The 25,917-nt window shown below is 73.4% G+C and carries 22 protein-coding genes; 12 read left to right on the top strand and 10 right to left on the bottom strand.

The genetic code is table 11. From position 1 onward, the window contains the following. Nucleotides 1–17: 17 nt before the first annotated feature. The 5 genes from F4556_RS20280 to F4556_RS20260 all read right to left on the bottom strand — a co-directional run bounded on the left by F4556_RS20280 (nt 18) and on the right by F4556_RS20260 (nt 5,615). The gene (locus tag F4556_RS20280; protein WP_184918207.1) at nt 18–539 is read right to left on the bottom strand and encodes a hypothetical protein; all 522 of its coding nucleotides are present in this window, start codon (nt 537–539) and stop codon (nt 18–20) included. 82 nt (nt 540–621) lie between these two features. Then, on the bottom strand, nt 622–2,466 hold the full coding sequence (gene ilvD, locus F4556_RS20275; RefSeq protein WP_184918204.1) for a dihydroxy-acid dehydratase: 1,845 nt from the start codon (nt 2,464–2,466) through the stop codon (nt 622–624). A 120-nt stretch (nt 2,467–2,586) separates the two neighbouring features. Continuing rightward, nucleotides 2,587–3,351, bottom strand: coding sequence for a class I SAM-dependent methyltransferase (locus F4556_RS20270; RefSeq protein WP_184918201.1), 765 nt, complete (start codon nt 3,349–3,351; stop codon nt 2,587–2,589). A gap of 67 nt (nt 3,352–3,418) precedes the next feature. Continuing rightward, complete coding sequence (locus F4556_RS20265) at nt 3,419–4,219, bottom strand: sugar phosphate isomerase/epimerase family protein (protein WP_184924870.1); 801 nt, start codon at nt 4,217–4,219, stop codon at nt 3,419–3,421. Nucleotides 4,220–4,658: 439 nt separating this feature from the next. After that, nucleotides 4,659–5,615: a Ppx/GppA family phosphatase gene (locus tag F4556_RS20260; RefSeq protein ID WP_184918198.1), complete on the bottom strand. Its 957-nt coding sequence runs from the start codon at nt 5,613–5,615 to the stop codon at nt 4,659–4,661. A gap of 128 nt (nt 5,616–5,743) precedes the next feature. On the opposite strand from F4556_RS20260, the gene F4556_RS20255 reads away from it, so the two are divergent. After that, nucleotides 5,744–6,496 carry an alpha/beta fold hydrolase gene (locus F4556_RS20255; RefSeq protein ID WP_184918195.1) on the top strand — a complete coding sequence of 251 codons (753 nt, stop codon included), beginning with the start codon at nt 5,744–5,746 and terminating at the stop codon, nt 6,494–6,496. A 142-nt stretch (nt 6,497–6,638) separates the two neighbouring features. Here the strand turns inward: F4556_RS20255 and F4556_RS20250 are convergent, their stop codons facing one another. The 3 genes from F4556_RS20250 to F4556_RS20240 form a co-directional block, all read right to left on the bottom strand. Continuing rightward, the gene (locus F4556_RS20250; RefSeq protein ID WP_184918192.1) at nt 6,639–7,919 is read right to left on the bottom strand and encodes an SUKH-4 family immunity protein; all 1,281 of its coding nucleotides are present in this window, start codon (nt 7,917–7,919) and stop codon (nt 6,639–6,641) included. After that, a complete protein-coding gene (locus F4556_RS20245) occupies nt 7,916–10,933 on the bottom strand; it encodes a toxin glutamine deamidase domain-containing protein (protein WP_184918190.1) in 3,018 nt (1,005 codons plus the stop codon). Before F4556_RS20245 ends, F4556_RS20250 begins: the two co-directional genes overlap by 4 nt. A gap of 91 nt (nt 10,934–11,024) precedes the next feature. Continuing rightward, complete coding sequence (locus tag F4556_RS20240; RefSeq protein WP_184918188.1) at nt 11,025–11,372, bottom strand: hypothetical protein; 348 nt, start codon at nt 11,370–11,372, stop codon at nt 11,025–11,027. 226 nt (nt 11,373–11,598) lie between these two features. On the opposite strand from F4556_RS20240, the gene F4556_RS20235 reads away from it, so the two are divergent. Together F4556_RS20235 and F4556_RS20230 are read left to right on the top strand one after the other, a co-directional pair. Beyond that, nucleotides 11,599–12,390, top strand: a complete 792-nt coding sequence (locus F4556_RS20235) for a DUF3109 family protein (RefSeq protein ID WP_376775795.1) — start codon at nt 11,599–11,601, stop codon at nt 12,388–12,390. A gap of 50 nt (nt 12,391–12,440) precedes the next feature. After that, a complete protein-coding gene (locus F4556_RS20230; RefSeq protein WP_184918186.1) occupies nt 12,441–14,882 on the top strand; it encodes a NosD domain-containing protein in 2,442 nt (813 codons plus the stop codon). Nucleotides 14,883–14,922: 40 nt separating this feature from the next. On the opposite strand, the gene F4556_RS20225 is transcribed toward F4556_RS20230, so the two are convergent. Next, nucleotides 14,923–16,086 carry an NADH-quinone oxidoreductase subunit D gene (locus F4556_RS20225; protein ID WP_184918184.1) on the bottom strand — a complete coding sequence of 388 codons (1,164 nt, stop codon included), beginning with the start codon at nt 16,084–16,086 and terminating at the stop codon, nt 14,923–14,925. Beyond that, the gene (locus F4556_RS20220; RefSeq protein ID WP_184918181.1) at nt 16,083–17,087 is read right to left on the bottom strand and encodes an SAM-dependent methyltransferase; all 1,005 of its coding nucleotides are present in this window, start codon (nt 17,085–17,087) and stop codon (nt 16,083–16,085) included. The genes F4556_RS20225 and F4556_RS20220 overlap by 4 nt, the downstream gene beginning before the upstream one ends. A 105-nt stretch (nt 17,088–17,192) precedes the next feature. On the opposite strand from F4556_RS20220, the gene F4556_RS20215 reads away from it, so the two are divergent. The 9 genes from F4556_RS20215 (at nt 17,193) to F4556_RS20175 (ending at nt 25,886) form a co-directional block, all read left to right on the top strand. Then, nucleotides 17,193–18,386, top strand: a complete 1,194-nt coding sequence (locus F4556_RS20215; protein ID WP_184918179.1) for a sensor histidine kinase — start codon at nt 17,193–17,195, stop codon at nt 18,384–18,386. A gap of 10 nt (nt 18,387–18,396) precedes the next feature. Continuing rightward, complete coding sequence (locus F4556_RS20210; RefSeq protein ID WP_184918177.1) at nt 18,397–19,086, top strand: response regulator; 690 nt, start codon at nt 18,397–18,399, stop codon at nt 19,084–19,086. Between the two features lie 84 nt (nt 19,087–19,170). Next, nucleotides 19,171–20,118, top strand: coding sequence for a Rossmann-like and DUF2520 domain-containing protein (locus tag F4556_RS20205; RefSeq protein WP_376775730.1), 948 nt, complete (start codon nt 19,171–19,173; stop codon nt 20,116–20,118). Further along, nucleotides 20,118–21,017 (top strand): pantoate--beta-alanine ligase, encoded by a 900-nt coding sequence (panC, locus tag F4556_RS20200; protein WP_184918176.1) that lies wholly within the window; start codon nt 20,118–20,120, stop codon nt 21,015–21,017. Before F4556_RS20205 ends, panC begins: the two co-directional genes overlap by 1 nt. 47 nt (nt 21,018–21,064) lie before the next feature. Beyond that, nucleotides 21,065–21,514 (top strand): aspartate 1-decarboxylase, encoded by a 450-nt coding sequence (gene panD, locus F4556_RS20195; protein WP_184918174.1) that lies wholly within the window; start codon nt 21,065–21,067, stop codon nt 21,512–21,514. A 13-nt stretch (nt 21,515–21,527) separates the two neighbouring features. Beyond that, the gene (locus F4556_RS20190) at nt 21,528–23,180 is read left to right on the top strand and encodes an L-aspartate oxidase (RefSeq protein ID WP_184918173.1); all 1,653 of its coding nucleotides are present in this window, start codon (nt 21,528–21,530) and stop codon (nt 23,178–23,180) included. 105 nt (nt 23,181–23,285) lie between these two features. After that, on the top strand, nt 23,286–24,260 hold the full coding sequence (nadC, locus tag F4556_RS20185) for a carboxylating nicotinate-nucleotide diphosphorylase (protein WP_184918170.1): 975 nt from the start codon (nt 23,286–23,288) through the stop codon (nt 24,258–24,260). 25 nt (nt 24,261–24,285) lie between these two features. Further along, nucleotides 24,286–25,080 carry a type III pantothenate kinase gene (locus F4556_RS20180; RefSeq protein ID WP_184918168.1) on the top strand — a complete coding sequence of 265 codons (795 nt, stop codon included), beginning with the start codon at nt 24,286–24,288 and terminating at the stop codon, nt 25,078–25,080. A gap of 113 nt (nt 25,081–25,193) precedes the next feature. Continuing rightward, nucleotides 25,194–25,886 (top strand): hypothetical protein, encoded by a 693-nt coding sequence (locus F4556_RS20175; protein ID WP_184918166.1) that lies wholly within the window; start codon nt 25,194–25,196, stop codon nt 25,884–25,886. Nucleotides 25,887–25,917 lie beyond the last annotated feature (31 nt).

The raw sequence follows: 25,917 nt of genomic DNA, 5'->3' as shown, positions 1-25,917 counted from the left end.
CAGGGTCGGAGGACGGCTCAGCGACGCTTCTTCGCCCGCTTCGGGTTCCCGCTGCGGGCGGCCTGTCCCGTCTTCCGCCGGTCGAAGGCGGCGACCGCGCGGTCGTACTCGGCGCGCTTGACCGCCTCGCCCGGGGCCTCGGCGAGGCTGCGCAGGAAGTAGGCGAACAGGGCCCCGGCGAACCCGATCAGCCAGACCGCGCCGAGCGACTTCTCCTCGGTCATCCAGCCGGTCAGGGCGGGCTTGCCCTCGCTCAGCAGCTTCCACATCCGCAGGCCGGAGAGCAGCGAGCAGAGCCCAATCGCGGCGACCAGCAGCCCGTAGACGAAGCCGCCGGCCGAGGAGTCCTGCACCCCGGCGACCGCGAAGCGCAGCAGCAGTGCCCCGGCCGCCACCGCCACCAGCGCGCCGAGCGGCACCGCGACCCGGCGGGCCCAGTAACCGCTGCCGCGCTCCAGCCAGCTGGTGCCGAACCAGCGGATCGGCTCGGGCTCGGGGGCGCCTACCGGCTTGGCCTGGGGGTTCAGCTGCTCGTCCACGGGACCGATTATGGCCCGGCCACCCACCGGAACGACGAAGGCGGCCGCCTCCCAAAACAGGAAGCGGCCGCCTGACCGGGCGTCAGCCCAGCTTGCTCACGTCGCGCACCGCGCCCTTGTCGGCGGAGGTGGCCATCGCCGCGTACGCCTTCAGCGCCGCGCTGACCGGGCGGACCCGGTTCTTCGGGCGGTAGCCCGTACCGGCCTCCAGCTTGAGCCGGCGCTCGTGCAGCTCCTCGAAGGAGACCTTCAGCTCGACCGAGCGGTTCGGGATGTCGATCGCGATGACGTCGCCGTCCTCGACCAGTGCGATGGTGCCGCCGGAGGCCGCCTCGGGCGAGGCGTGACCGATCGACAGACCGGAGGTGCCGCCGGAGAACCGGCCGTCGGTGATCAGCGCGCAGGCCTTGCCCAGGCCCCGGCCCTTGAGGAACGAGGTCGGGTAGAGCATCTCCTGCATGCCGGGGCCGCCCTTGGGGCCCTCGTAGCGGATGACGACGACGTCGCCCTCCTTGATCCGCTTGGTGAGGATCGCGTCCACCGCGTCCTCCTGGGACTCCAGCACCACGGCCGGGCCGCTGAAGGTCCAGATCGACTCGTCGACACCGGCGGTCTTCACCACGCAGCCGTCCTCGGCCAGGTTGCCGTACAGCACGGCGAGCCCGCCCTCGGTCGAGTACGCGTGCTCGATGCTGCGGATGCAGCCGTTCGCCGCGTCGGTGTCCAGGGTGTCCCAGCGCTCCGACTGCGAGAAGGCGGTGGCGGACCGCACGCAGCCGGGGGCCGCGTGGAACAGCTCGACCGCCGTCTCGGTGGCGGCGCCGCCCCGGATGTCCCAGTCCTTGAACCACTGCTCCATCGAGGTGGAGTGCACGGTGGTGACGTCCTCGTTGAGCAGGCCGCCCCGGTAGAGCTCGCCCAGGATGGCGGGGATGCCGCCGGCCCGGTGCACGTCCTCCATGTAGTACTTGCCGTTCGGCGCGACCTTGGACAGACAGGGCACCTTGCGCGAGATCGCGTCGATGTCCCGCATGTCGAACTCGATCTCCGCCTCCTGGGCGGCGGCCAGCAGGTGCAGGATCGTGTTGGTCGAGCCACCCATCGCGATGTCCAGCGCCATCGCGTTCTCGAACGCGGCGCGGGAGGCGACCGAGCGCGGCAGGACCGAGTAGTCGTCCTGCTCGTAGTGGCGCTTGGTGATCTCCACGATGGTCCGGCCGGCGTCCTCGTACAGCGCCTTGCGGGCGGTGTGGGTGGCCAGCACCGAGCCGTTGCCCGGCAGGGCCAGGCCGATCGCCTCGGCCAGGCAGTTCATCGAGTTGGCGGTGAACATGCCCGAACAGGAGCCGCAGGTCGGGCAGGCGTTCTCCTCGATGATCGCGATGTCCGCGTCCGAGACGTTCTCGTTCACGGCGTCGGAGATCGCGTTCACCAGGTCGAGCTTGCGCACCGTGCCGTCCACCAGGACGGCCTGACCGGCCTCCATCGGGCCGCCGGAGACGAAGACGGTCGGGATGTTGAGGCGCAGCGCGGCCATCAGCATGCCGGGGGTGATCTTGTCGCAGTTGGAGATGCAGATCAGCGCGTCGGCGCAGTGCGCGCTCACCATGTACTCGACCGAGTCGGCGATCAGGTCGCGCGAGGGCAGCGAGTAGAGCATGCCGTGGTGGCCCATCGCGATGCCGTCGTCCACCGCGATGGTGTTGAACTCGCGCGGGATGCCGCCCGCGGCCTGGATCGCCTCGGAGACGATCCGGCCGACCGGCTGCAGGTGGGTGTGCCCGGGCACGAACTCGGTGAAGGAGTTGGCCACCGCGATGATCGGCTTGCCGAAGTCCTCGCGGGCTACGCCGGCGGCCCGGAGAAGCGCCCGGGCGCCTGCCATGTTGCGACCGTGGGTGACCGTACGGGACTTCAGCTCGGGCACTGTGTCCACTCCTTCTCAGGCGCGTTCGCGGCCCTGCTGAAGGTGGAAGGGTGCAGGGTCGCCGTGGCTTTCGAGCCTACGCCCCGGTACCAGCGGACGGACACTCTGTCCGGCATCCGGTCACCCCTTGGTGAGCACCGTGAGGTCCAGCACGTACGGCTCGGTGACCTGCCCGTCCGGGAACGCGGCCAGCAGCTCGGCCCGCTCCACGGCGAGCAGCGGCTCCCGCCGCTCGGGCGGCAGCACCGCGATGTAGGAACGCGAGCGCAGGTCGGTGATCACGGCGTCCACGGTGATCACCCGCTCCCAGTGCAGCACCGCCCGGCCGACCGGCAGGCCGTACGGGGCGAACACCTCGGCGATCTCGTTGACCGCGCCGTACCCGTGGTAGCCCCCGGGGATGCCGGCGTCCAACCGCTCGCCCATCGCCTTGATCCACGGGGCCCGCTGGTCCTTGACGTTCCACCAGGTGGCCAGCGAGCCGCCGGGGCGGAGCACCCGGAGCGCCTCCGGGACCGAGCGGTCCGGGTCGGTCCAGTGGAACGCCTGGGCGTACGTGACCAGGTCGGCGGTGCCGTCGTGGAACGGCAGTTCGTCACCGGTGCCCTTGACCAGCGGCAGCTCCGGGCTGACCCGCCGCAGCACCGCGGCCATCCCCGGGCTCGGCTCCACAGCGGTCACCCTGGCACCCCGGGCGGCCAGCAGCCGGGTGGCGATACCGGTGCCGGCGCCGACGTCCAGCACCTCGGCGTCCTTGAGCGGACGCCCCGTCAGCCGCTCCAGCTCGTCGAACAGCTCGGCGGGGTAGGAGGGCCGCCCGGCGTCGTACTCGGCGGCCACCGCACCGAAGGAGTTCGCGTGATCCTGCCGCTGATAGGTCGTCACCCGGACAGCCTAGGCCCTCCGGGCATCAGCCATCAGGGGCTCGGGGCTTTGGTGCCGCACCGTGTGCCTAGAGGCGTTTGGCCGTGGCCAGGTGCAGGCGGGTGAAGGCCAGGGCCTCGGCGAGATCGGCCTCGCGTTCGGCGGGGGACAGCGCGCGGCGGGTGTTGACCTCCAGCACCACGTGGCCGGTGAAGCCGGTCCTGGCCAGGCGCTCCAGCAGGGCGGCGCAGGGCTGGGTCCCCCGGCCGGGGATCAGGTGCTCGTCCTTGCCGGAGCCCGCGCCGTCGGCGAGGTGGATGTGGGCCAGCCGGTCGCCCATCCGGTCGACCATCTCGAAGGCGTCGATCCGCGAGGTGGAGACGTGCGAGAGGTCGATGGTGAAGTGCCGGTACGCCTCCTCGGTGACGTCCCAGCCGGGCGCGTACGCCAGCATCTCGCGGTCCCGGTAGCGCCACGGGTACATGTTCTCCACCGCGAACCGGACGTCGGTCATGCCCGACATCCGGTCGATGCCCTCGACGAACTCCCGGGCGTACTGCCGCTGCCAGCGGAACGGCGGGTGCACCACCACGGTGTCCGCGCCGAGCTTCTCGGCCGCGGCCCTGGCCCGGACCAGCTTGGTCCACGGGTCGGTGGTCCAGACCCGCTGGGTGATCAGCAGGCAGGGCGCGTGCACCGCGAGGATCGGCATCCGGTGCGCGTCGGAGAGCCGGCGGAGCGCGTCCACGTCCTGGCTGACCGGGTCGTTCCAGACCATCACCTCGACGCCGTCGTAGCCGAGCTTGGCGGCCAGCTCGAAGGCGGTCACGGTGTTCTCGGGGTAGACCGAGGCGGTGGAGAGCACCACCTTGGTGTCCGGTACGTGCAGACCGTCGCCGTGCGGCGGCAGCACCAGCCGGTCGGTGGTGCGCAGCAGCGGGGCCCGGCCGGCCGGCTTCTTCGCGGCCCGGACCGCCTTCACCGCCTGGGTGGCCAGCGCGAGCTGCGACTGCTTCCGCGCGGGCTTGGGCGGAGCTGGTGTGGTGGTGGCTCCGCCGCTCTTCGCCGAGCCCTTCTTCGCCGCCTTGGCGGCCTTCGCGGGCTTCACCGGCTTTGCGACCCGCTCCCCCAGGGTCCGCTTTCCCTCGCCGTCCGGGATGCGCTCGGCCGCGGCCCTGGCGCGGCGCGGCCGGGCCGGCCGCGGCTGCCGGGCAGGGTCACCGGCCGCGCGGCCCGCCCGCGTTCCGTCCTCGTCCGCTGGTTCCGCCACGGGGAACAGCGTATGCGGCCGCGCGCGGTATTGGTGTGTGCCGGTGCCGTGCCACCGGTCACCCGGTCAGCGCGGGCCGCCGGTCGGACGGGCTGTCCAGGGTGTCGAGCCGGCGCAGGATGATTCCTTCGCGGAGCGCCCACGGGCCGATGTCCAGCTCGTCCAGGCCGAACAGGTCCATCGCCGCGTCGGCCACCAGAGCACCCGCCAGCAGCTGTCTGGCCCGGCCCTCGGAGACGCCGGGGATCTGCGCCCGCTCGGCCACCGTCATGCCGGCCAGCCGGGGCACCCAGGCGGCCAGACCAGCCCGGGTGAGCTTGCGGACCGCCAGCGGACCCGCGTCGGCGGGGGCGGCGCCGGTCATCCGGGCCAGCTGCTTGAAGGTCTTGGAGGTGCCGACCGCGTGGTCCGGCGCGCCCCGCCGGGCGAACTCGCCGACCACCTGGGCGATCTCGGCCCTGATGTAGCGGCGCAGCTCCCGGACGTCGTCCGGGTCCGCGATGTCCCCGGGCAGCCGGGCGGTCAGCCGGCCCGCGCCGAGCGGCAGCGAACAGACCACGTCGGGCTGCTCGTCCAGACCGGCCGCCAGCTCCAGCGAGCCGCCGCCGATGTCCAGATCGAGGATGCGCCCGGCGGACCAGCCGTACCAGCGGCGGACCGCCAGGAAGGTCAGCCGGGCCTCGTCCTGCCCGGACAGCACCCGCAGTTCGACCCCGGTCTCCTCGGCCACCCGGCGGATCACCGCCTCGCCGTTGGCCGCCTCCCGGACGGCCGAGGTGGCGAACGGCAGCAGGTCGACCACGCCCTTGTCCTCGGCCACCCGGAGCGAGGACGCCACCATGCCGACCAGCTTGTCGACGCCGGCCTCGGTGATCGCCCCGTCCTCGTCCAGCAGCTCGGCGAGCCGCAGCTCCGCCTTGTGCGAGTACGCGGGCAGCGGGGCAGCACCGGGGTGCGCGTCCACCACGAGGAAGTGGACGGTGTTGGAACCTACGTCGAGTACACCGAGTCGCATAACGGGCCACGCTACGCGATCCGACCCCGCGGGTGGCCGGATAACACCACTCCGTCCCGGCCGCCCCGGGCATCACCCGAAGCACCCGGGGTAGCTTCCTGCTCCAACTCTGTTTCGAGGAGCAAGATATGACGATCACTCATCGACTGGTCGGCGAAGGCGCGCAGCGGGTCATCGTGCTGCACGACTGGTTCGGCACCAGTGCCGGGTGGGGGCCGTTCCTGGACTACCTGGACGGCGAGACCTTCAGCTACGCCTTCCTGGACTACCGGGGCTACGGCGAGCGGGCCGACGTCCCGGGCGAGTACACCCTGGCCGAGATCGCCGGCGACGCCCTCGCCCTCGCCGACCAACTGGGCTGGGACCGCTTCTCGCTGGTCGGGCACTCGATGGGCGGCAAGGCGGCCCAGCAGGTGCTGGCCCTCGCCCCCGACCGGGTGCAACGGCTGGCCGGGCTGACCCCCGTACCGGCCGGGCCCTACCCGCTGGGGGACGCCTTCGACCTGTTCCACGGCGCGGCCGCGCACCCCGAGAACCGTCGCGCCATCCTCGACCTGGTCACCGGCAACCGGGCCACCGGGGTCTGGCTGGACCGGATGACCGCCCAGTCCGTGAACGACTCCCGGCCGGAGGCCTTCGCCTCCTACCTGACCGACTGGACCACCGTCGACCTCGCCCCCAAGGTGGCCGGACTCCCGCTCCCGGCCCGGGTCTTCGTCGGCGAACACGACCTGGCCCTGAACCCCGAGCTGTACCGCTCGACCTGGCTCACCCACTACCCGAACGGCGACCTCGAACTGCTGCCCAACTCGGGGCACTACCCGATGTACGAGATCCCGGTCGCGCTGGCGACCACTCTGGAGGCGTTCCTCCGGGAGTGAGTTGCACTGTCCAGGGGCTCGGGGAACTGCGAGGAGATCCGGCGTGCGGGTCACTGCGAAAGTGCCTGACCACACACGCACGTTGAACGCTCCAGAGGTTGGCGTCGCAGTTCCCCGAGCCCCTGTCTGCCGAAGCTCTGATCTAGAGAATCCCGTGCCAGAGCTGCTCGATGATGACGGACCACCAGTTCTCGGGGTCGTTGAAGACCGTCCGGTCCAGCCCCGCCAGGGACCACTGGAGTTCGGCGACGGCCTGGCCCGCCGCCAGCGGGTGGAGGTCGCGGAGCTTGGGCAGCCGGTCGGCGAGCAGGGCCAGCGAGCGGACGAAGGCGGTCAGGTCGGCGTTCACGTAGCGGGTGGCGGCCGTCTCGGGGTCGACCGCGCGGATCCGGCCCTGGGCGGTGTCGACGGTGAGCAGGGCCCAGCCGTCGGTACCGATCAGCAGCTGGCCGAGCAGTTCGCGGCGGGCCTGTTCGGTGGCCCGGCCGCCCAGGCCGTGGGCGGCGAGGTGGCCGGCCAGGTCCGGCAGGACGGGGGCGTCCGGGGTGCCGTCCGCGATGCCGTCGGAGACCGGGTGGTGCAGCGTGAAGAAGCCCTCGACCGCGACCGGCAGGCCGGTCTGCTGGAGCGGGCGGGCCACCGCCTCGGGCAGGTCGGCGGCCGCGGTGTGGGACGGGTCGAAGCGGCGGACGCCCTGCGGGCCGAACTGGGCGGCCAGCCGGGCGGTCAGGGCCGCTTCGGCCTCCGGCTGGGCGGGCGGCACGTTGCCCGGGAAGGGCACCCGGTTCGGCCGGGGGTTGGCCGGGCCCGCCGAGCGGACCGCGCGGGCCCGGCCGTCGTAGCGCGGGCCGTAGGCCAGGTCGTGGCTGTGCCGGGCCGTCGGGAGGGCGGCGAGCAGCGCGGCGGCGACATATCCGCCGGGCAGCATGGCGGGCCGCAGGTCGGTGTGCACCGAGAGCACGTCCTCCGGCGGGACGCCCTGTTCGGCGAGCTGCTGCCAGGCCCGCAGGGCCGGGTGCGGGCGGCCGGCGGCGGAGCGCAGCACCAGGGTGCGTTCCTCGCCGAGGGCGTCCCGGTAGCCGAGTTGGGCCCGGCAGCCCGGTCCGGTGGTGGGCGGCAGGGCGGGGTCGTAGCCGCCCGCGCCGATCCGGTCGCGGTAGAGCTGGACCACCTGTGGGACGGGCACCGAGGGCCAGACGGTGAGCTCGCCGGTGGTCCGGTCGACCACCGCGCAGGCAGCGCCGAGCTCCTCCGGGGCCCGCCGGTCACCGGTCAACGGGTCGACCCGGACCGGGGCGGGCTCCGGCCAGACCACCCAGCCGAGCTCGAACTCATGGGCCCTGAGCGCCCGTTGGCTCTCCTGGGCCAGCTCGCCGTTGACCCAGCGGTGGGCGGTGTCGAGGGCCTGCGCGAGGGTGGTCATCGACGGGAGCTCCTGGCGGCGGTGCGGTGGATGGTCAGCCGCGAACGCGGCGGGGCGGGCTGCTCCGGCTCCGGCTTGGTCAGCGGGTCGGGCGCCGGCGCCGGGGTCAACTCGACCACCGGGATGGACGGTTGCAGGGCCGAGAGGTCCATCGGACGCCCGGAGGCCTCCAGCGCGATCGCCCACAGGCCCTGGTCCGCCGGGTGCAGCGGGGCGGCCGAACGGTAGCCGGTCTGCGGGTCCAGGTAGGTGAGGGTGGCACCGGAGACGAACGCGTTCCAGGTGTGCGAGCGGCCGTACTCGTCCAGGGTGAGCAGCACCGCCTGGGTGCCGGAGCCACCCCGCTTGAGCACCTCGGCGAGCTGCCCGAGGGCGTCCGAACCGTATCCCAAGTCCTTGAACTGGGTGCCGAGTTCGCGCTCGGCGCGGTCCCGTCCGCCGAACTCGCCGGCCGGGCCGTCGGGCAGCCGGGGCGCCCCGCAGGTGGTGTTGCCGAGGTAGCTGTCCAGCGCGGACAGCGCCAGGTCGATCCCGTTGTTGGCCCGGCCCGGCTCGCGGAAGCCGCCGCCGTTCAGCGCCTCCGGCCAGTCGCCGAAGAGCGGGTCCGGGTGGACCGAGGGCAGGCCCTCGGCGTCCCGCGGCACCCGGCGCTCGACCTCGGCCTGGTGCGCCGGGTCGACCGGGCCCAGGCCGCCGGCTGCCCCGTACGGGCGGCCGTCCGCGATGATCCGGGCGCGCTGGCGCTCGGCCGGCTGCTCGGGGGCGGTGCGGCGGTACGAGTGGGCGATCAGGAACATCGCGGCGATCGGGGCGGCCTGCTCCGGGCTGGCCAGGCTCTCGCCGTCCCGGCGACGGGTCTCCGGCGGGACCTCGAAGGCGCGCAGCGGCACCGGTCCGATCGCGACCGCGCCGGCCGAACCGGACTGCACGGGAAGCGGGTTGGGCACCAGGCCGACCGCCGGCGGCGCACCGACCGAACGGACCGGACCGGTCTGCGGATGGGCACCCACGGCGCCGACCGCACCGACCGCGCCCGCCTGGCCGCCCGCCGCACCGCCCGTGGCACCGGGGGTACCGGCCGCACCGGGCGTACCCGACGCCACCGGGGCCGACGGCGCCGCGGCCACCGGGCCACCCGAGGCGCCCGGGGTGGCGGTCACCGGCGGGGGCGTCATCGGCGGCGTACCCGCCGGGGCGCCGGGAGCGCCGCCGGCGACCGGGCCGAGCCCGGAGGACGAACCGCCTCCACCACCCGGTATCGGCGCCTCGGCACCGTGCCCACGGCCGACGCCGACCGGGGCCGACGAACCGTCACCGAAGACCGGGCCGGTGTTCACCGGCGACGGGGCGACCGCCACCGAGTCGGTCCGGACCGAGGCCGGTCCGTGGTGCACCGGAGCGGCCGGGGCCGGGTCGTAGCCGCCGTAGTCGTAGTCCACCGAGACGGTCGGGCGCTGCGGGCCGTAGCCGCCGGACTGGCTGGGCTCCGAGCGGTTCGACGACCCGCCGCCGTACTCGCTGTTGCCCCAACCGGCGTTGTGGCCATGACCATTACCGTTGCCGTAACCATTGCCGTTGGCGTGACCGTTGCCGCCGCCGTGACCGTTGCCGCCGCCGTGACCATTGCCGTTGCCGTAACCATTGCCGCTGTCGTAACCATTGCCGCTCAGCGGCGTCTCGGCCTGCACCGAGGCCGACAGCGGCCCTGCCTGCACCTCGACCTGGCCGTGCGAGCCCTTGTGGTTGGCGCTGTGCTCCTTGAGCTCGATGTCCGCGTCCACGCCGCCCGGGCCGACCTGGAGGTCGAGCCCGACCCCGCCGACGTGCACCCCGACGCCCGCCGCCGGCTTCGCCGGGCCGCGGACCGTGTCGCCGTGATCGTCCACCATCACCGGACGCCCCTGGGCGTCGGTGACCAGCTGGCCGTTGGCGTCCACCTTGGCGACGTGGCCGTCCGTGCCCCGGACCGGCGCGCCGCTCTGGTCCAGCACCACGACCTCGCCGTCGGTGCCGAGCAGCGGCTTGCCGTCGTGGCCGAGCGCGACCGAGACCCCGGCTGCGGCGATCAGGCCGCCCGCCCCGACCAGCGCCAGCCCGCCGTGGCCGTCGCCCAGCGGCTTGCCGTCCGCGCCGACCGCCAGGCCGACCACCGGCTTGCCGTCCTGGCCGACCACCAGGACCTTGCCGTCCTCGCCGACCACCGGCCGGCCCTGTGCGTCCTTGGCGACCGTGACGCCCTCGACGCCGTGCACCTGCTTGCCCTGCTCGTCGACCAGCACCGGCTTGCCCTGGGCGTCGGTCACCAGCCGGCCCTGCCGGTCGACGGCCGCCGACAGCGCCCTGACCTTGGCCACCGCCCGGCCGCCGAGCAGCGCTCCGGCGGCCGCTCCGGCCGCTCCGGCGGTGCGGGCGGGTGCGTACCCGTCGGCCTGCGCGATCCGCTCCAGCGTGGTGACGGCGGGCTCCTTCAGCGCCTGCTGAAGGCCCTCCTTCATCTCCCGGCCGAGCTCCTCCAGCAGGTTGCCGACCTTGTGCTTGGCCAGCTCGACCGCGACCAGCTCGCCGGCCCCGACCACCACGTCGGCCACCGCTCCGCCGATCGCGCCGAGCGCGGCGTGCGCCACCGCCTCCACTTTCTGGGCGAGCTTGATCTCCTCGGCCAGCTCGGTCAGCGCGGAGATGATCTCGGCCTTGCACGAGTCCACCGCGCCGGCCGCCCGGTCGAAGGCCGCGGCGACCAGCCCGGCCGCGGTCTGCGCGTCGTCCAGGCTGCCCCGGCCACCGCCAGCGAAGCCGCGCCAGTGCGCGGCGAACGCCTCCACCGAACTCCCGGAGTTCTCGCCGGTGACGCGCTGCGCGGAGTCCCCGCCCCGGCGGCTGAGCTGCTCCGCCTCGGAGCCGAACTCCCGCCACACACCGGCCGCGCGACGCAGGCCCTCTTCGTCGGCCTGCGGCCACTCATGGCCCAACCTGGCCAGTACGGGGACGAGTTCCTCGGGCACGCTTCGGGACACCAGGCCCCTCCTTCCGGGTTCTGCGGGGACGGACAGCAAGGCGACGGACAGCAACACGTGCGGACGGGCCGCCGTGGTTCCCGACGGGGCGTCAGACGACCGGCGGTCTGCCCGCGTCCACCTTCGCCAGATCGGCGCTCACCTCACCGTCGGCCCGGTCGACCGACTCGGCCATCGTGTGCAGTCCGGTGCCGATCTTGCCGAGGCGGTCGGCCAGTCCGTTCAGCCCGGCCAGCAGCATGCCCTGCGCCTCGGTGTACTCCGTGCCGAAGCCACTGCCCGGCTCGTCACCGCCCCAGGGCGTGCCGAGTCCGGTCAGGCCCTGCTCCAGGCCCTGCGCGGCCCGGGCGAAGTCGTTCGAGATCTTCTCGAACTCCCGCCCCTCACCGCGTACTTCCCATGGCTTGATCAGGAACTCGCCCGCGCCACCGTTGCTCATCCGCCCACTCCCCCAGCGCCCCCAGCAGATACCTGGCCGCCATCCTAGGGCCAGGGCGGGCCGCCGTCGCAGGGCCCGTGCGGGTTTCTCACCGCAACTTCACCGACCGCCGGGGCCGTCACCAGGGGACCACGGCGCCAGGCCATACCCTTGACCGGTGGCAGCAGACAGCAAGAAGACCAGCAAGAAGTCCAAGGACAAGAAGAGCGGCACGATCGATCTCGCGATGCCCACCATGCGGCCCGAGGTCCCGTTGGACTTCGCCCGCGCCTGGGTCGAGTTCGCCGACCCCGGCGACGAGGAGCAGGTCTTCCGCTGCGACCTGACCTGGCTCACCTCGCGCTGGAACTGCATCTTCGGCCGCGGCTGCCAGGGCATCCGCCCGGGCCGGGGCGAGTCGGACGGCTGCTGCACGCTCGGCGCGCACTACTCCGACGAGGACGACGAGCAGCGGGTGATCGGCCACGCCGCCCGGCTGACCCCGGAGATCTGGGAGAACCACGCGCACGGCACCGACGCCAAGGGCCGGATCAAGGTCGACGGCGGCATCACCATGCTCGACGAGGACGGCGACCGCCAGACCCGCCGGGTCAACGGCGCCTGCCTCTTCCTGAACAGCCCCGGCTTCCCCGGCGGCGCGGGCTGCTCGCTGCACACCCTCGCCCTCAAGGAGGGCAAGGAGCCGCTGGAGACCAAGCCGGACGTCTGCTGGCAGCTCCCGGTCCGCCGCACCTACGACTGGATCGACCGCCCCGACGACACCCGCTACCTCCAGGTCACCATCGGCGAGTACGACCGCCGCGGCTGGGGCCCGGGCGGCCACGACCTGCACTGGTGGTGCACCGGCAGCCCCGACGCCCACGACGGCCCCGACCCGGTCTACGTCAGCTACCGCCCCGAACTCACCGAGCTGATGGGCCCGGCGGGCTACGCGGTCCTCGCCGAACTCTGCGAGCAGCGCATCAAGGGCGGCCTCACGGTGGCCCCGCACCCGGCCGACCCCGGCGGCATTCGATAGGTTCCACCTCCGCCCGCGCGACGGTACGTTGATGACGTCCAGCGGGCCGGGTGACCGGGCCGCCGGGGCGGTTCGAGCCGACTGGGGCGGCCCGCGCCGTGGTCAGGGGCGGGCCCGACAGCCGCCCATGGGGGAACCACCAGCGGTGCGAGCCCGGTCGGGGCTGCGCCGATCACTCGGAGGACATCATCAGCACCCGCATACGGGCCCTGTCCGGGGCCCTGCTTCTCGGCGCCCTCGGGCTGCCCGCCCTCGGCACCGCGCCCGCCCTCGCGGCGCCCACCGACCTGTACGTCGACAACGCCGCGACGGCGGGCTGTTCGGACGCGGGCAGCGGCACCCGGGCCACGCCGTACTGCACCGTCTCGGCCGCCGCCGCGGCGGTGGAGCCCGGGCAGACCGTCCACATCGGGCCCGGCGACTACCCGGGGCAGGTCACGCTGACCCGGTCCGGTACGGCCCAGGCGCCGATCACCTTCGCCGGGACGACAGCCCCGTTCCGACCGGACGGCCCGTCCGAGGCCTCGGTGTACGGCGGGGCCGGAGAGCACGGCCTGGTCCTCTCCGGCGTCCAGTACGTCCGGGTCAGCGGCCTGAAGATCGGCGGCGAGCAGGGCGCGGTCCTGGTCGACGGCGGCTCCGACCTTGCGGTGACCGGCAGTTCGCTGAGCGGCGGCCGCTGGCAGGGCGAGCAGCCCTCGGCGGTCACCGTCACCGGTGGGGCGACCCGGGTGACGGTCGCGCGCAACTGGACCAGCGATCTCTCGCCGTTCATCCGGCTGAGTCCCGGCGTCCGGGACACCGTGATCGCCACCAACTCCGTCTGGGGTGCGCACTGGCCCGCCATCGTCGCCGACGGCGCCACCGGGACGGCCATCGTCGGCAACACCGTCTCGGCGCACTGCCAGGACGCCGTCGTACTGACCGGCGCGTCCACCGGCAGCACGGTCGCCAACAACGTGCTCTCCACCGACGAGACGGACAACCACCTCAACCCGATCTGCGACCAGGCCGCCACCCGGACCACCCTGCGGGTGGGCCAGACGGCGGCCCAGGGCACCAAGGTCTCGTACAACGTGCTGGACTCCCGGGACGGCAGCCCGGCCTACCAGTGGGCGGGCACCGCCTACGACAGCGTGTCCGCCTTCGCGGCGGCCAACGCCGGCCAGGGCGACCACGACGTGATCGGCGTCACCGACCTGGCGAGCGACTCGGGCGAGCTCAACTCGCCGGTGACCGACTCCGCGGACGAGACCGCTCGCGGGGCGACCGCACTCGACCTGTCCGGTCGCCCTGCGGTGGACGACCCCTGGGCGCCCGACGAAGGCACCGGCTCCCGGCGCCGCGACCGGGGCGCCCGCGAGCTGACCGACTTCGGCACCAAGTACCAACCGGTCGGCCCGGTACGGGTGTTGGACACCCGGACCGGCACAGGCGCGGCCGCCGGCGCGGTCGCCCCCGGCGGCACCCTGGTGCTCCCGGTGACCGGCGCGAACGACGTCCCGGCCGACCGGGTCACCGCCGTCACAATGAACGTCACGGTCACCGAGCCCACCAGCGGCGGGCACCTGACGGTCTATCCGAACGGTGACGCCCTGCCCGCCACCTCCAGCCTCAACTGGACGGCCGGCCAGACCGTGCCCAACCTGGTCACCGTCAAGGTCAAGGACGGCAAGGTGGCCTTCCACAACGGCGGTTCGGGCACCGTGCAGGTGGTGGCCGACCTGCTCGGCTACTACAGCACCACCGGCAGCGGCTTCACCCCGGTCGCCCCGGCCCGGCTGCTGGACACCCGCGGCGGCGCACCGATGACCGACGGCTCCACCCGGGAGGTGGCGATCGCCGGGGTCAACGGCATCCCGTCCTACGGGCTCTCCGCCGTCACCCTGAACATCACCGTCACCGAGCCCACCAGCGGCGGGTATCTGACGGCCTATCCGCACGGGCAGGCCCGCCCGACCGCCTCCAACCTCAACTGGGTGACCGGCCAGACCGTGCCCAACCTGGTGACCGTCCCGGTCAAGGACGGCAAGGTCTCGCTCTTCGTGGCGGGCCGGTCGGCCCACGTCATCGCCGACGTCACCGGCTACTACACCGTCACCGGCAAGGGGATGTACCACGCGCTGACGCCGGGCCGGCTGCTCGACACCCGGTACGCGTGGTTCAGGAGCGGCCCCGGCGACTGGGAGCCGGCCGCGCCGGTGGCCGGCCGGACGGCGCTGCGCACCCAGACGGTCGGCTACATCGACGCCACCGCCGTCTCGCTCAACGTCACCGTCACCAACGGCCGGGCCGGCGGCTTCCTGACGGTCCATCCGTACGGCACCGAGCCGCCCACCGCGTCCAACCTCAACTGGACGACCGGGCAGACCGTCGCCAACCACGTGGTGGCCGGGGTGTCCGACACCGAGAATTCGTTCTTCAACGGCAGCTCGGCCCCGGTCGACCTGATCGTCGACCTCAACGGCTACTTCGCGCCGCCCGCGCACTGACGCCGTGACCGGCTCCGCCCCAATGCCGGGACGGAGCCGGTCACTTGTCGATGTCGCCGACCACGAAGAACATCGAGCCCAGGATCGCCACCATGTCCGCGACCAGCGTCCCGGGCAGCAGCTCGGTCAGCGTCTGGATGTTGTTGTACGAGGCCGAGCGGAGCTTGAGCCGCCACGGGGTCTTGTCGCCGCGGGAGACCAGGTAGTAGCCGTTGATGCCGAGCGGGTTCTCGGTCCAGGCGTAGGTGGTGCCCTCGGGGGCCTTGAGCACCTTGGGCAGCCGCAGGTTGACCGGCCCGGGGGCCAGCTCGGCCAGCCGGTCGAGGCAGGCGTCCGCCAGGGCCAGCGAGTTGACGGTCTGTTCGAGCAGGCACTCGAAGCGGGCCAGGCAGTCGCCCTCCTGGCGGGTGACCACCCGGAGCACGTCCTGCAGCTCGCCGTACGCCAGGTAGGGCTCGTCCCGGCGGAGGTCGAAGTCGACGCCGCTGGCGCGGGCGATCGGGCCGCTGGCGCCGTACGCCTTCACCTGCTCGGCGGAGAGCACCCCGACGTCGGCGGTCCTGGCCCGGAAGATCTCGTTGCCGAGGACCAGGTTCTCGAAGACCGGCAGCTGCGAGCGGACCGAGGCGACCGCCGCCCTGACCCGGCCGAGCCAGCCGGCCGGCAGGTCCTCCTTCAGGCCGCCGACCCGGTTGAACATGTAGTGCATCCGGCCGCCGCTGGCCTCCTCCAGCACGTGCTGGAGCTCCTCGCGGCCGTGGAAGGCGTGGAAGACCGGGGTGATCCCGCCGAGCTCCAGCGGGTACGAGCCGAGGAACATCAGGTGGTTGAGCACCCGGTTCAGCTCGGCCAGCATGGTGCGGATCCAGACCGCGCGCTCGGGCACCTCCATGCCGAGCATCCGCTCGACCGCGAGCACCACGCCCAGCTCGTTGGAGAAGGCGGACAGCCAGTCGTGCCGGTTCGCCAGCATGATGATCTGGCGGTAGTCGCGGGCCTCGAAGAGCTTCTCGGCGCCGCGGTGCATATAGCCGATCACCGGCTCGGCGGCCACGATCCGCTCGCCGTCCAGCACCAGCTTCAGCCGCAGCACACCGTGCGTGGAAGGGTGCTGCGGGCCGATGTTGAGCACCATGTCACTGGTGCCCAGCTCCCCGACAAGATTCTCCGCACCCGCGCCGACGCCGACCGTGGTCTCCCTCATGGGGTGAGAGTCTGCCATCCCGACAGCCCCCCGAGGCTCTCCGGTACCGGCATCCGGACAGCCTGGGCCAGCCAGCCGAAACCGCCGAGCCCGGCCGGGTCGGTCAGTTCCGCCCCCTCACCCGCGCCGCCGAGCGCGCGCAGGTACGCCACCGGGTCGCTGGACGCCAGCGCGAGCGGCGGCCGGGCGCCGTCCACCCCGAGCGCCCGGAGCGCCTCGCGCTGGGTCGTCCACAGGCTGTGGACACCGCGGACGGCCACCGCGTCCAGTGCCACGTGCGCGGTGAGATCGCACGAACCGTCAGGAACCGGACGGACCTCCCGGCCGTCCCGGAAGCCGGTCAGGGTCTCGAACAGCGGCCGGTCGGCGCGGGTGTGGGCGTAGTCCACCGCCACCGCGAGCCCGCGCTCCAGCGACCCGACCGCCGCCGCCCAGGCCGCGTCCCGGGGACCGCCGAGCTCGACCCGGGGCCCCTCCGGCCACCACCGCGCGGCCCAGTCGGCGTCCGCCCCGTCCACCGGACCGCCGAGCCGCTCCGTCCCGTCCGGCGCCACCTCCAGGTACCGCAGGTCCCCCTGCTCGTCCCGCTCCGCGCTGTCCAGCGGCACGTTGTCCAGCCACTCGTTGGCGAACAGCAGACCCGACACCCCGTCAGGCAGCCGGTCCGTCCACACCACCGGCTCCGGCAGCCCGGCCGGCCGGTCGGCCAGCTCCACCGCGTACGGGCGCAGCCGCCCGGCCAGCTCCGGGCCGACCGCCGCCAGCACGCCGGCCAGCAGCTCGCCCCGGCCGGCCCCGACGTCCACCAGGGCCAGTTCCTCGGGGTGGCCGAGCGCGACATCCACCTCCGTCAGGAGGCGGGTGACCGCTCCGGCGTACCTCGGGGAGGCGTGCACCGAGGTCCGGAAGTGCCCCGCCGGGCCCTCCGGCCTGCGGTAGAACCCACCGTCGGTCCCGTACAGCGCCTGCTCCATGGCGGTCCGCCACCGCATCCAACTCATGCCCCGGACGTTACCGGCGTCACGTCGGCTCTCCACCCTGCGGAGTAGGAGGGATCGCTCTCCCGGCGGACCTTTCCACTGTCCGGGGGTGCCTAGGCTTGAGCTGTGCACCGACTCAACGCCTGGTTCCGCCGTCACCCCATGGTGGTCGACTCCGCCTGGGCGCTGCTGCTCGCCTCCTTCGCCCTGCTCAGCACCGGCAACCAGTCGGGCTGGCGGGAGCAGGCCTCCTACGTCCTGGCCGGTCTGGTCGGCGGGATGATGGTGTGGCGCCGGCAGCACCCGAACGCGACCACGGTCGCCGCGGTGGTGCTCGGCCTCGGCCAGCTGGCGGGTCACGTCAACCCCGGCGTGGAGAGCATCGGCTACCTGGTGTTCGCGTACACCGGCGCGGCCTACGGCGCGGTCTGGACCTCGCGGCTGGCCCTGGTGGCCGGGCTGGCGGCCGGGCCGCTGACGCTGGCGCGGTTCCACGAGGTCGGCGCCGCGACCCAGGGTGCCCCGCAGGTGATCTTCTTCTCCGTGCTGATGTCCACCCCCTTCGTGCTGTGCTGGGCCTGGGGCCGGCTCACCCGGGTCCGCCGGGCGTACCTGACCGAGCTGGAGGACCGGGCCGCCCGGCTGGAGCGCGAGCGGGGCGCCCAGGCCAAGATCGCGGTCGCGGCGGAGCGGGCCCGGATCGCCCGTGAGTTGCACGACGTGGTGGCGCACAACGTCTCGGTGATGATCGTTCAGGCCGACGGCGCCGCCTACGTGCTGGACAACTCCCCGCAGCAGGCCAAGGAGGCGCTCGGCACCATCGCCTCGACGGGGCGTCAGGCGCTGGTCGAGATGCGCCGGCTGCTCGGCGTGCTGCGCACCACCGACACCGCCGAGGAGTACGTCCCGCAGCCCGGCGTCGCCGAGCTGCCCGAGCTGCTCGACCAGGTCCGCACGGCCGGCCTGCCGGTCGACTTCGACAGCGCGGGGGACCCGCAGGAGCTGCCCCGCGGCGTCGAACTGACGGTGTACCGGATCGTCCAGGAGGCGCTCACCAACGTCCGCAAGCACGGCGGCCCGGACGTCCGGGCCCGGGTCGCGGTGGACTTCCGCGACCGGGAGCTCGAGGTGCTGATCGAGGACGACGGCCGGGGCTCCACCGACGACCAGCTCGTGGTCGGTGGTAGCGACGGCCCCGGGCATGGTCTGATCGGCATGCGGGAGCGGGTCGGCATGGTCAGCGGGAGCCTCGACATCGGGCCCCGGCCCGGCGGGGGCTTCCGGATCCGCGCGGTACTTCCCCTCAAGACGATCAAGTAAGGACTGCTCCGTGACCATCAGGGTGATGCTCGTCGACGATCAGGAACTGCTCCGCACCGGCTTCCGGATGATCCTCCAGTCCCAGGGCGACATCGAGATCACCGCCGAGGCCGGGGACGGTCAGCAGGCCCTCCAGGTGCTGGAGCACACCGAGGTCGACGTGATCCTGATGGACGTCCGGATGCCCCGGCTGGACGGCGTCCAGGCCACCCGCCGGATCTGCCTGACCGAGGACGGCTCCCCCCGCCCGGACGCCCCGCACGTGCTCATCCTGACCACCTTCGACCTGGACGAGTACGCCTTCGCCGCGCTCAAGGCGGGCGCCAGCGGCTTCCTGCTCAAGGACGTCCCGCCGGTCGAGCTGGTCGCCGCGATCCGCTCGGTGCACGCCGGGGACGCCGTGGTCGCCCCCACCACCACCCGCCGGATGATCGACCGCTTCGCCGAGGTGCTGCCCGTCCCGCGCTCCACCCCGGGCTCCCCGGTGCTGGCCCCGCTCACCGACCGCGAGCGCGAGGTCTTCCTGCTGGTCTCCCAGGGCCTGTCGAACGGCGAGATCGCGGGCAAGCTCACGCTCTCCGAGGCCACCGTCAAGACCCACGTCGGCCGCATCCTGGCCAAGCTCAACCTCCGCGACCGGGTGCAGGCCGTGGTGCTCGCCTACGAGGCCGGGCTGGTCCGCGCGGGCGCCGGGGAGTAGCCGCGACACCGCACGGCCGTAGAATGGCGCGGTACGTCCGGTACCTGCAGAGGACTGGAACGGAAGTAAGGACGACGGCGAGCCGTGAGCACCTTCGACGAGGCCGAATTCGGGGCCCTGGCCGATCCGTTCGGTGATCCCGCCGACCCCGGCAACCGGCCCGCGCGGCTGGCGGTCGGCGTGGTCGGCACCGGCCGGGTCGGCCCCGCGCTGGGGGCCGCGCTCCAGCTGGCCGGGCACCGGGTGGTGGCCGCGTCCGGGGTGTCGGCGACCTCCCGGCGCCGGGCCGAGGCACTGCTGCCCGGGGTGAAGCTGGTCAGCCCGCCGCAGGTGCTGGCGGCGGCCGACCTGGTGCTGCTCACCGTCCCGGACGACGCGCTGGCCGACCTGGTGACCGGGCTGGCGAGCACCGGGGCGATCCGGCCCGGGCAGCTGATCGTGCACACCTCGGGGGCGCACGGCGTGGCGGTGCTGGCGCCCGCCACCAGGGCCGGGGCGCTGCCGCTGGCGCTGCACCCGGCGATGACCTTCACCGGCACCTCCGTCGACCTGGCCCGACTGGCGGGCTGCCCCTTCGGGGTGACGGCCCCTCAGGAGCTGCGGCCGGTCGCCGAGGCGCTGGTGGTGGAGATGGGCGGCGAGCCCGAGTGGGTGCCCGAGGAGGTGCGGCCGCTCTACCACACGGCCCTCGCGCACGGCGCGAACCACCTGGTCACCCTGGTCGCCCAGGCCAGTGAACTGCTCCGGACGGCGGGCGTGGCCGAGCCGGGCCGGCTGCTCGGTCCGCTGCTCGGCGCGGCCCTGGACAACAGCCTGCGCTCCGGCGACGCGGCCCTCACCGGACCGGTCGCCCGGGGCGACGCCGGGACGCTCCGGCGCCACCTGCACCAGCTCGGTACGGTAGCCCCCGACATCGGGCAGGCGTACCGCGCGATGGCCCGCGCCACGGCGCAGCGGGCGGTCCGCTCCGGATCGCTCGACGAAGAGTCGGCGGCTGCGCTGCTGGACGTACTCAACGAGGAGAACATCTGATGGCCCGTGGCAAGCAGCAGCCGAGCAAGGCGCCCAAGGTGCGCAAGGCCGAGCTGACCCACACGATCGCCGACTTCGAGCCCGCCTTCTGGCCGGACGAGCAGCCGGTGGACAACGCGGTGGTGATGACCATGGGCGCACTGCACGAAGGCCACGCCGCGCTGATCCGGGCCGCCCGCAAGCAGGTCGGCCAGGACGGCCGGGTCGCCGTCACGGTCTTCGTGAACCCCCTCCAGTTCGGCGCCGGCGAGGACCTGGACCGCTACCCGCGCACGCTGGCCGCCGACGTCCGCCTCGCCGAGGAGAACGGCGCGGACGTGGTGTTCGCCCCGCTGCCCGAGGAGGTCTACCCGAACGGGACCCCGCAGGTGCGGGTCTCCGGCGGCCCGATGGGCGAGCGGTTCGAGGGCGCCACCCGCCCGGGCCACTTCGACGGGGTGCTGACCGTGGTGGCGAAGCTGCTGCACATCACCGACCCGGACTTCGCGTTCTTCGGCGAGAAGGACGCCCAGCAGCTCGCGGTCATCCAGCGGATGGTCGCCGACCTGGACTTCGACGTCGAGGTGATCGGCGTCCCGACCGTCCGCGAGGCCGACGGCCTGGCGCTCTCCTCCCGCAACCGCTTCCTCTCGGAGACCGAGCGGGAGCAGGCCCTCGCCCTCTCCAAGGCGCTGTTCGCCGGCCGCGACGTGGCCGCGCAGGGCCCGAAGGCCGTCCGCGCCGCCGCCTCGGCCGCCCTGGACGGCGCCGAGGGTGTCACCCTTGACTACCTCGCCCTGATCGACCCGGACGACTTCACCGAGGCCGCCGACGACTTCCAGGGTGAGGCGGTGCTGGCCGTCGCCGCGAAGGTGGGCTCGACCCGCCTGATCGACAACGTCCGCATCATCGTTCGCTAGTCCGGCAAGCAGTTTCCTAGGCATGCACTCACAGGAGGCGTGACCCAATGCTCCGCACCATGCTCAAGTCCAAGATCCACCGGGCCACCGTGACCCAGGCCGACCTGCACTACGTCGGCTCGGTCACGGTGGACGAGGACCTGCTCGACGCCGCCGACCTGCTCCCCGGGGAGCTGGTCCACATAGTCGACATCAACAACGGCGCCCGGCTGGAGACGTACACGATCGCGGGCCCGCGCGGCTCCGGCGTGATCGGCATCAACGGCGCCGCCGCCCGGCTGGTCCACCCCGGCGACCTGGTCATCCTGATCGCCTACGGCCAGATGGAGACCGCCGAGGCCAAGGGCTACGTGCCCCGGGTGGTCTTCGTGGACGGCGAGAACCGGATCACCGGCTACGGCACCGACGCCGCCGAGGCCCCCGAGGGCAGCGGGCTGCTGCGCGGGGACCAGGCGTACGGTGACGGGCACAACGCGGCGCCCTCGGCCGCGCGCTAAGGAGCAACAGGACATGACCGTCTCGCACCGCCTCACCGCCCCGGCCCCCGGCTGGACCAGCACCACGGACGTGGTCGTGGTCGGCTCCGGGGTGGCCGGGCTCACCGTCGCCCTCAACGTCCGCAAGGCCGGCCTGCGGGCCATGGTGGTCACCAAGGCGATGCTCGACGACGGCTCGACCCGCTGGGCCCAGGGCGGCATCGCCGCCGCCCTGGGCGAGGGCGACACCCCCGAACAGCACCTGGCCGACACCCTGGTGGCCGGCGCCGGGCTCTGCGACGAGGCGGCCGTCCGCACCCTGGTCACCGAAGGCCCGGACGCCGTACGGCACTTGATCGCCACCGGCGCCGCCTTCGACCTGGACGCCGAGGGCGAGATCCTGCTCACCCGGGAGGGCGGCCACCACCGCCGCCGGATCGCGCACGCCGGCGGCGACGCCACCGGGGCGGAGATATCGCGCGCCCTGGTCTCCGCCGTCCGCTCCGACCCCGGGCTCGAACTCATCGAGCACGCCCTGGTGTTGGACCTGCTCACCGACGCCGACGGCCACGCCGCCGGGCTCACCCTGCACGTGATGGGCGAGGGCCAGCGGGACGGCGTCGGCGCGATCCGGGCCCGCGCCGTGGTGCTGGCCACCGGCGGCATGGGCCAGATCTTCTCGGCCACCACCAACCCGGCGGTCTCCACCGGCGACGGCGTCGCGCTCGCGCTGCGCGCCGGGGCCGAGGTGACCGACCTGGAGTTCGTCCAGTTCCACCCGACCGTGCTCTGGCTCGGCGCCGAGGCCGAGGGCCAGCAGCCGCTGGTCTCCGAGGCGGTCCGCGGCGAGGGCGCCCACCTGGTGGACGCCGACGGGGTCCGCTTCATGGTCGGGCAGCACGAGCTGGCCGAGCTGGCCCCCCGGGACATCGTCGCCAAGGCGATCACCCGGCGGATGCAGGAGCTCGGCACCGAGCACATGTACCTGGACGGACGGCACTTCGGCGCCGAGATGTGGGCCGAGCGCTTCCCGACCATCCTGGCCTCCTGCCGCTCGCACGGCATCGACCCGGTCACCGAGCTGATCCCGGTCGCCCCCGCCGCGCACTACGCCTCCGGCGGCGTCCGCACCGACCTGCTCGGCCGCACCACCGTGCCCGGCCTGTACGCCTGCGGCGAGGTGGCCTGCACCGGCGTGCACGGCGCCAACCGGCTGGCCTCCAACTCCCTGCTGGAGGGCCTGGTCTTCGCCGAACGGATCGCCGCCGACCTGACCGCCCGTCACAGGGCCGGGCAGCTCCCCGAGCGCTCGGTCGACGTGGCCGGCGCCCGGGCCGCCAAGGCCGTCCCGCTGCTCGCCCCCGAGGCCCGCGCGGACATCCAGCACCTGATGTCCACCGGCGCGGGCGTGCTCCGCTCGGCCGCCTCGATGGCCGCCACCACCGCCGGCCTGGCCCGCCTCACCGCCGACGAGAAGTCCGCCGACCCGGCCGTCGAGAGCTGGGAGGCCACCAACCTCCACTCGGTCGCCACCGCCCTGGTCGCCGCGGCGGCCCAACGCGAGGAGACCCGCGGCTGCCACTGGCGCGAGGACTTCCCCGACCGCGACGACGCAGTGTGGCTGAGGCACATCATCAGCCCCGTCAGGGGCTCGGGGAACGGCGACGCCGACCTCGTAAAAGGGTGATCGTGCGTAGGTGGTCAGGCACTTTGCAGTTTGACCCGCACGCCAGATCTCCTCGCCGTTCCCCGAGCCCCTACCTTCCGAACCACCTGCCATAGGAGCACCACGATGTCCCACACCCACGAGGAACTCCCGCTCGCCGACCAGGTCGCCGGCTGTGGCGACGGCTGCGGCTGCGGCGACGGCGAGGCGTACGAGACCGGCCTGGACCCGGCGCTCGCGGAGATGCTGGAGGCGGCCGGCCTCGACCCGGTCGAGGTGGAAGACATCGCGACCCTCGCGCTGGCCGAGGACCTGGCCGGCGGCGAGGACGTCACCTCGGTCGCCACCGTCCCGGCCGACGCGGTCGCCACCGCGGACTTCACGGCCCGTCAGGCCGGCGTGGTGGCCGGTCTGCGGATCGCCGAGGCCGTGGTCTCGCTGGTCTGCGAGGAGGAGTTCGAGGTCGAGCGGCACGTCGAGGACGGCGACCGGGTGGAGGCCGGCCAGGTGCTGCTCTCGGTCCGCAGCCGTACCCGCGACCTGCTCACCGCCGAGCGCAGCGCGCTGAACCTGCTCTGCCGGCTGTCCGGGATCGCCACCGCGACCCGCGCCTGGGCGGACGCCCTGGAGGGCACCAAGGCGCAGGTCAGGGACACCCGCAAGACCACGCCGGGCCTGCGCTCGCTGGAGAAGTTCGCGGTCCGCGCGGGCGGCGGCAGCAACCACCGGATGTCGCTCTCGGACGCCGCGCTGGTGAAGGACAACCACGTGGTCGCGGCGGGCGGTGTCGCCGAGGCGTTCCGCGCCGTCCGGGCCGCGTACCCGGAGCTGCCGGTGGAGATCGAGGTGGACCGCCTCGACCAGATCCCGCCGGTGCTGGAGGCGGGCGCCGACCTGATCCTGCTCGACAACTTCACCGTCGCCGAGCTGCAGCAGGCCGTCGAACTGGTCAACGGCCGGGCCAAGCTGGAGGCTTCGGGCGGGCTGACCCTGGCCACCGCGCACGAGGTCGCCCAGACTGGGGTCGACTACCTGGCCGTCGGCGCGCTCACCCACTCCTCGCCGATCCTGGACATCGGCCTGGACCTCCGCTCTTCCTGACCACACCTAGCAGAAGGCCCTCCCCGTGCTCCTCACCATCGACGTCGGCAACACCCAGACCACGCTCGGCCTGTTCGACGGCGAGGAGATCGTGGAGCACTGGCGGATCTCCACCGACCCGCGCCGTACCGCCGACGAACTCGCGGTGCTGATGCAGGGCCTGATGGGCTCTCACCCGATCGTCTCGGCCGAGGACCGGATCGAGGGTCTGGCGATCTGCTCCTCCGTGCCCGCCGTGCTCCACGAGCTCCGCGAGGTGACCCGCCGTTACTACGGCGACGTGCCCGCGGTGATCGTGGAGCCGGGGGTGAAGACCGGGGTGCACGTCCTGATGGACAACCCCAAGGAGGTCGGCGCCGACCGGATCGTCAACGCGCTGGCCGCCAACCACCTCTACGGCGGCCCGTGCATCGTGGTCGACTTCGGCACCGCGACCACCTTCGACGCGATCAACGAGCGCGGCGACTACGTCGGCGGCGCGATCGCCCCCGGCATCGAGATCTCGGTCGAGGCGCTCGGGGTCCGGGGCGCCCAGCTGCGCAAGATCGAGCTGGCCCGGCCCCGGAACGTGATCGGCAAGAACACCGTCGAGGGCATGCAGTCCGGCATCCTGTACGGCTTCGCCGGGCAGGTCGACGGGCTGGTCGAGCGGATGGCCAAGGAGCTCGCCAAGGACCCGGACGACGTCCAGGTGATCGCCACCGGCGGCCTGGCCCCGCTGGTCCTGGGCGAGGCGGGCAGCATCGACGTGCACGAGCCCTGGCTCACCCTGATCGGCCTCCGGCTGGTCTACGAGCGCAACAAGCCGGCCACCGCCTGACCCCGACCCGGCACCCCGCCGGACGGGTCGTCATTTCACCCGCAGATACGCCAATCGGGACAAGTGCGTCGCCAATCGCCATAAATCGGACGTACGCCACGTACTGTCATGGCATGCCGACGCCACACGGATCGCGCGGCGGCATGGCCTTCAGCGCCGACGAAGTCCGCGTGCTGCGCCGTGCCCTCGCCCAAGCGCTGTACCCGGTCCACATGCCCTACCCGACCCCGTCGGGCGAGTTGTGGGCCGAGGACGTCCAGGAGGCCCTGCGCCTCGCCGAAGCCGTGGACGAGGCCGTGCAGGAGGGCGGGCGGCTGCGCTCGTTCCTGCTCGCCGACCTGTCCCGCTACCGGGCCGCGCTGCCCGGCAGCGTCTCCGGCTACCTGGAACGTCTGGAGGAGGCCATCACCGACGGCTACCTCCCGAACGCCGAGGACCTCACCGCCCTCCGCGCCCTCACCCGGCTGCCCTGCGGGAGCGGCGAACGCTCCCGCAGGTCCCGGCTGGCGGGCCGCTGTCACGCCATCGCCGAGGCCGACGTCCGCGAACGCCTCGCCCTCAGCACCGGCCAACGGCACCTGACGGCCGTACCAAGCCCCGCCGCACCCCCCAGCGGCGGCCCCCTCGATCCAGCTGGAGGACGGTTCCCGATGACAGACCCCGCCGTGGCCCCGAAGAACCCCGCCGACGCCCGCCCGCAGCCCCGCCGGATGCCCACGCCCGCCGAACTCTTCGGCCGCCGCGCGCACACCGAGCCCAGCACCCCGGCCCCGTCCCAGGAGGACCTGGAACTCGCCACCGGCTGACCGGCCACCACCGTGGGCTCGGCGAACGACG

The sequence above is a fragment of the Kitasatospora gansuensis genome (genome assembly GCF_014203705.1).
Taxonomy (GTDB): Bacteria; Actinomycetota; Actinomycetes; order Streptomycetales; family Streptomycetaceae; genus Kitasatospora; species Kitasatospora gansuensis.
This window is presented reverse-complemented; position numbering and strand designations above follow the sequence as displayed.

Excerpts from the sequence above, each read along its gene's own strand:
- F4556_RS20240 (WP_184918188.1), bottom strand. The coding sequence starts at position 11,372 with ATGAGCAACGGTGGCGCGGGCGAGTTCCTGATCAAGCCATGGGAAGTA.
- F4556_RS20175 (WP_184918166.1), top strand. The coding sequence starts at position 25,194 with ATGCCGACGCCACACGGATCGCGCGGCGGCATGGCCTTCAGCGCCGAC.
- F4556_RS20250 (WP_184918192.1), bottom strand. The coding sequence starts at position 7,919 with ATGACCACCCTCGCGCAGGCCCTCGACACCGCCCACCGCTGGGTCAAC.
- F4556_RS20255 (WP_184918195.1), top strand. The coding sequence starts at position 5,744 with ATGACGATCACTCATCGACTGGTCGGCGAAGGCGCGCAGCGGGTCATC.
- F4556_RS20260 (WP_184918198.1), bottom strand. The coding sequence starts at position 5,615 with ATGCGACTCGGTGTACTCGACGTAGGTTCCAACACCGTCCACTTCCTC.
- F4556_RS20190 (WP_184918173.1), top strand. The coding sequence starts at position 21,528 with ATGACCGTCTCGCACCGCCTCACCGCCCCGGCCCCCGGCTGGACCAGC.
- F4556_RS20235 (WP_376775795.1), top strand. The coding sequence starts at position 11,599 with ATGCCCACCATGCGGCCCGAGGTCCCGTTGGACTTCGCCCGCGCCTGG.
- panD (WP_184918174.1), top strand. The coding sequence starts at position 21,065 with ATGCTCCGCACCATGCTCAAGTCCAAGATCCACCGGGCCACCGTGACC.
- F4556_RS20220 (WP_184918181.1), bottom strand. The coding sequence starts at position 17,087 with ATGAGTTGGATGCGGTGGCGGACCGCCATGGAGCAGGCGCTGTACGGG.
- F4556_RS20225 (WP_184918184.1), bottom strand. The coding sequence starts at position 16,086 with ATGAGGGAGACCACGGTCGGCGTCGGCGCGGGTGCGGAGAATCTTGTC.
- panC (WP_184918176.1), top strand. The coding sequence starts at position 20,118 with ATGGCCCGTGGCAAGCAGCAGCCGAGCAAGGCGCCCAAGGTGCGCAAG.
- nadC (WP_184918170.1), top strand. The coding sequence starts at position 23,286 with ATGTCCCACACCCACGAGGAACTCCCGCTCGCCGACCAGGTCGCCGGC.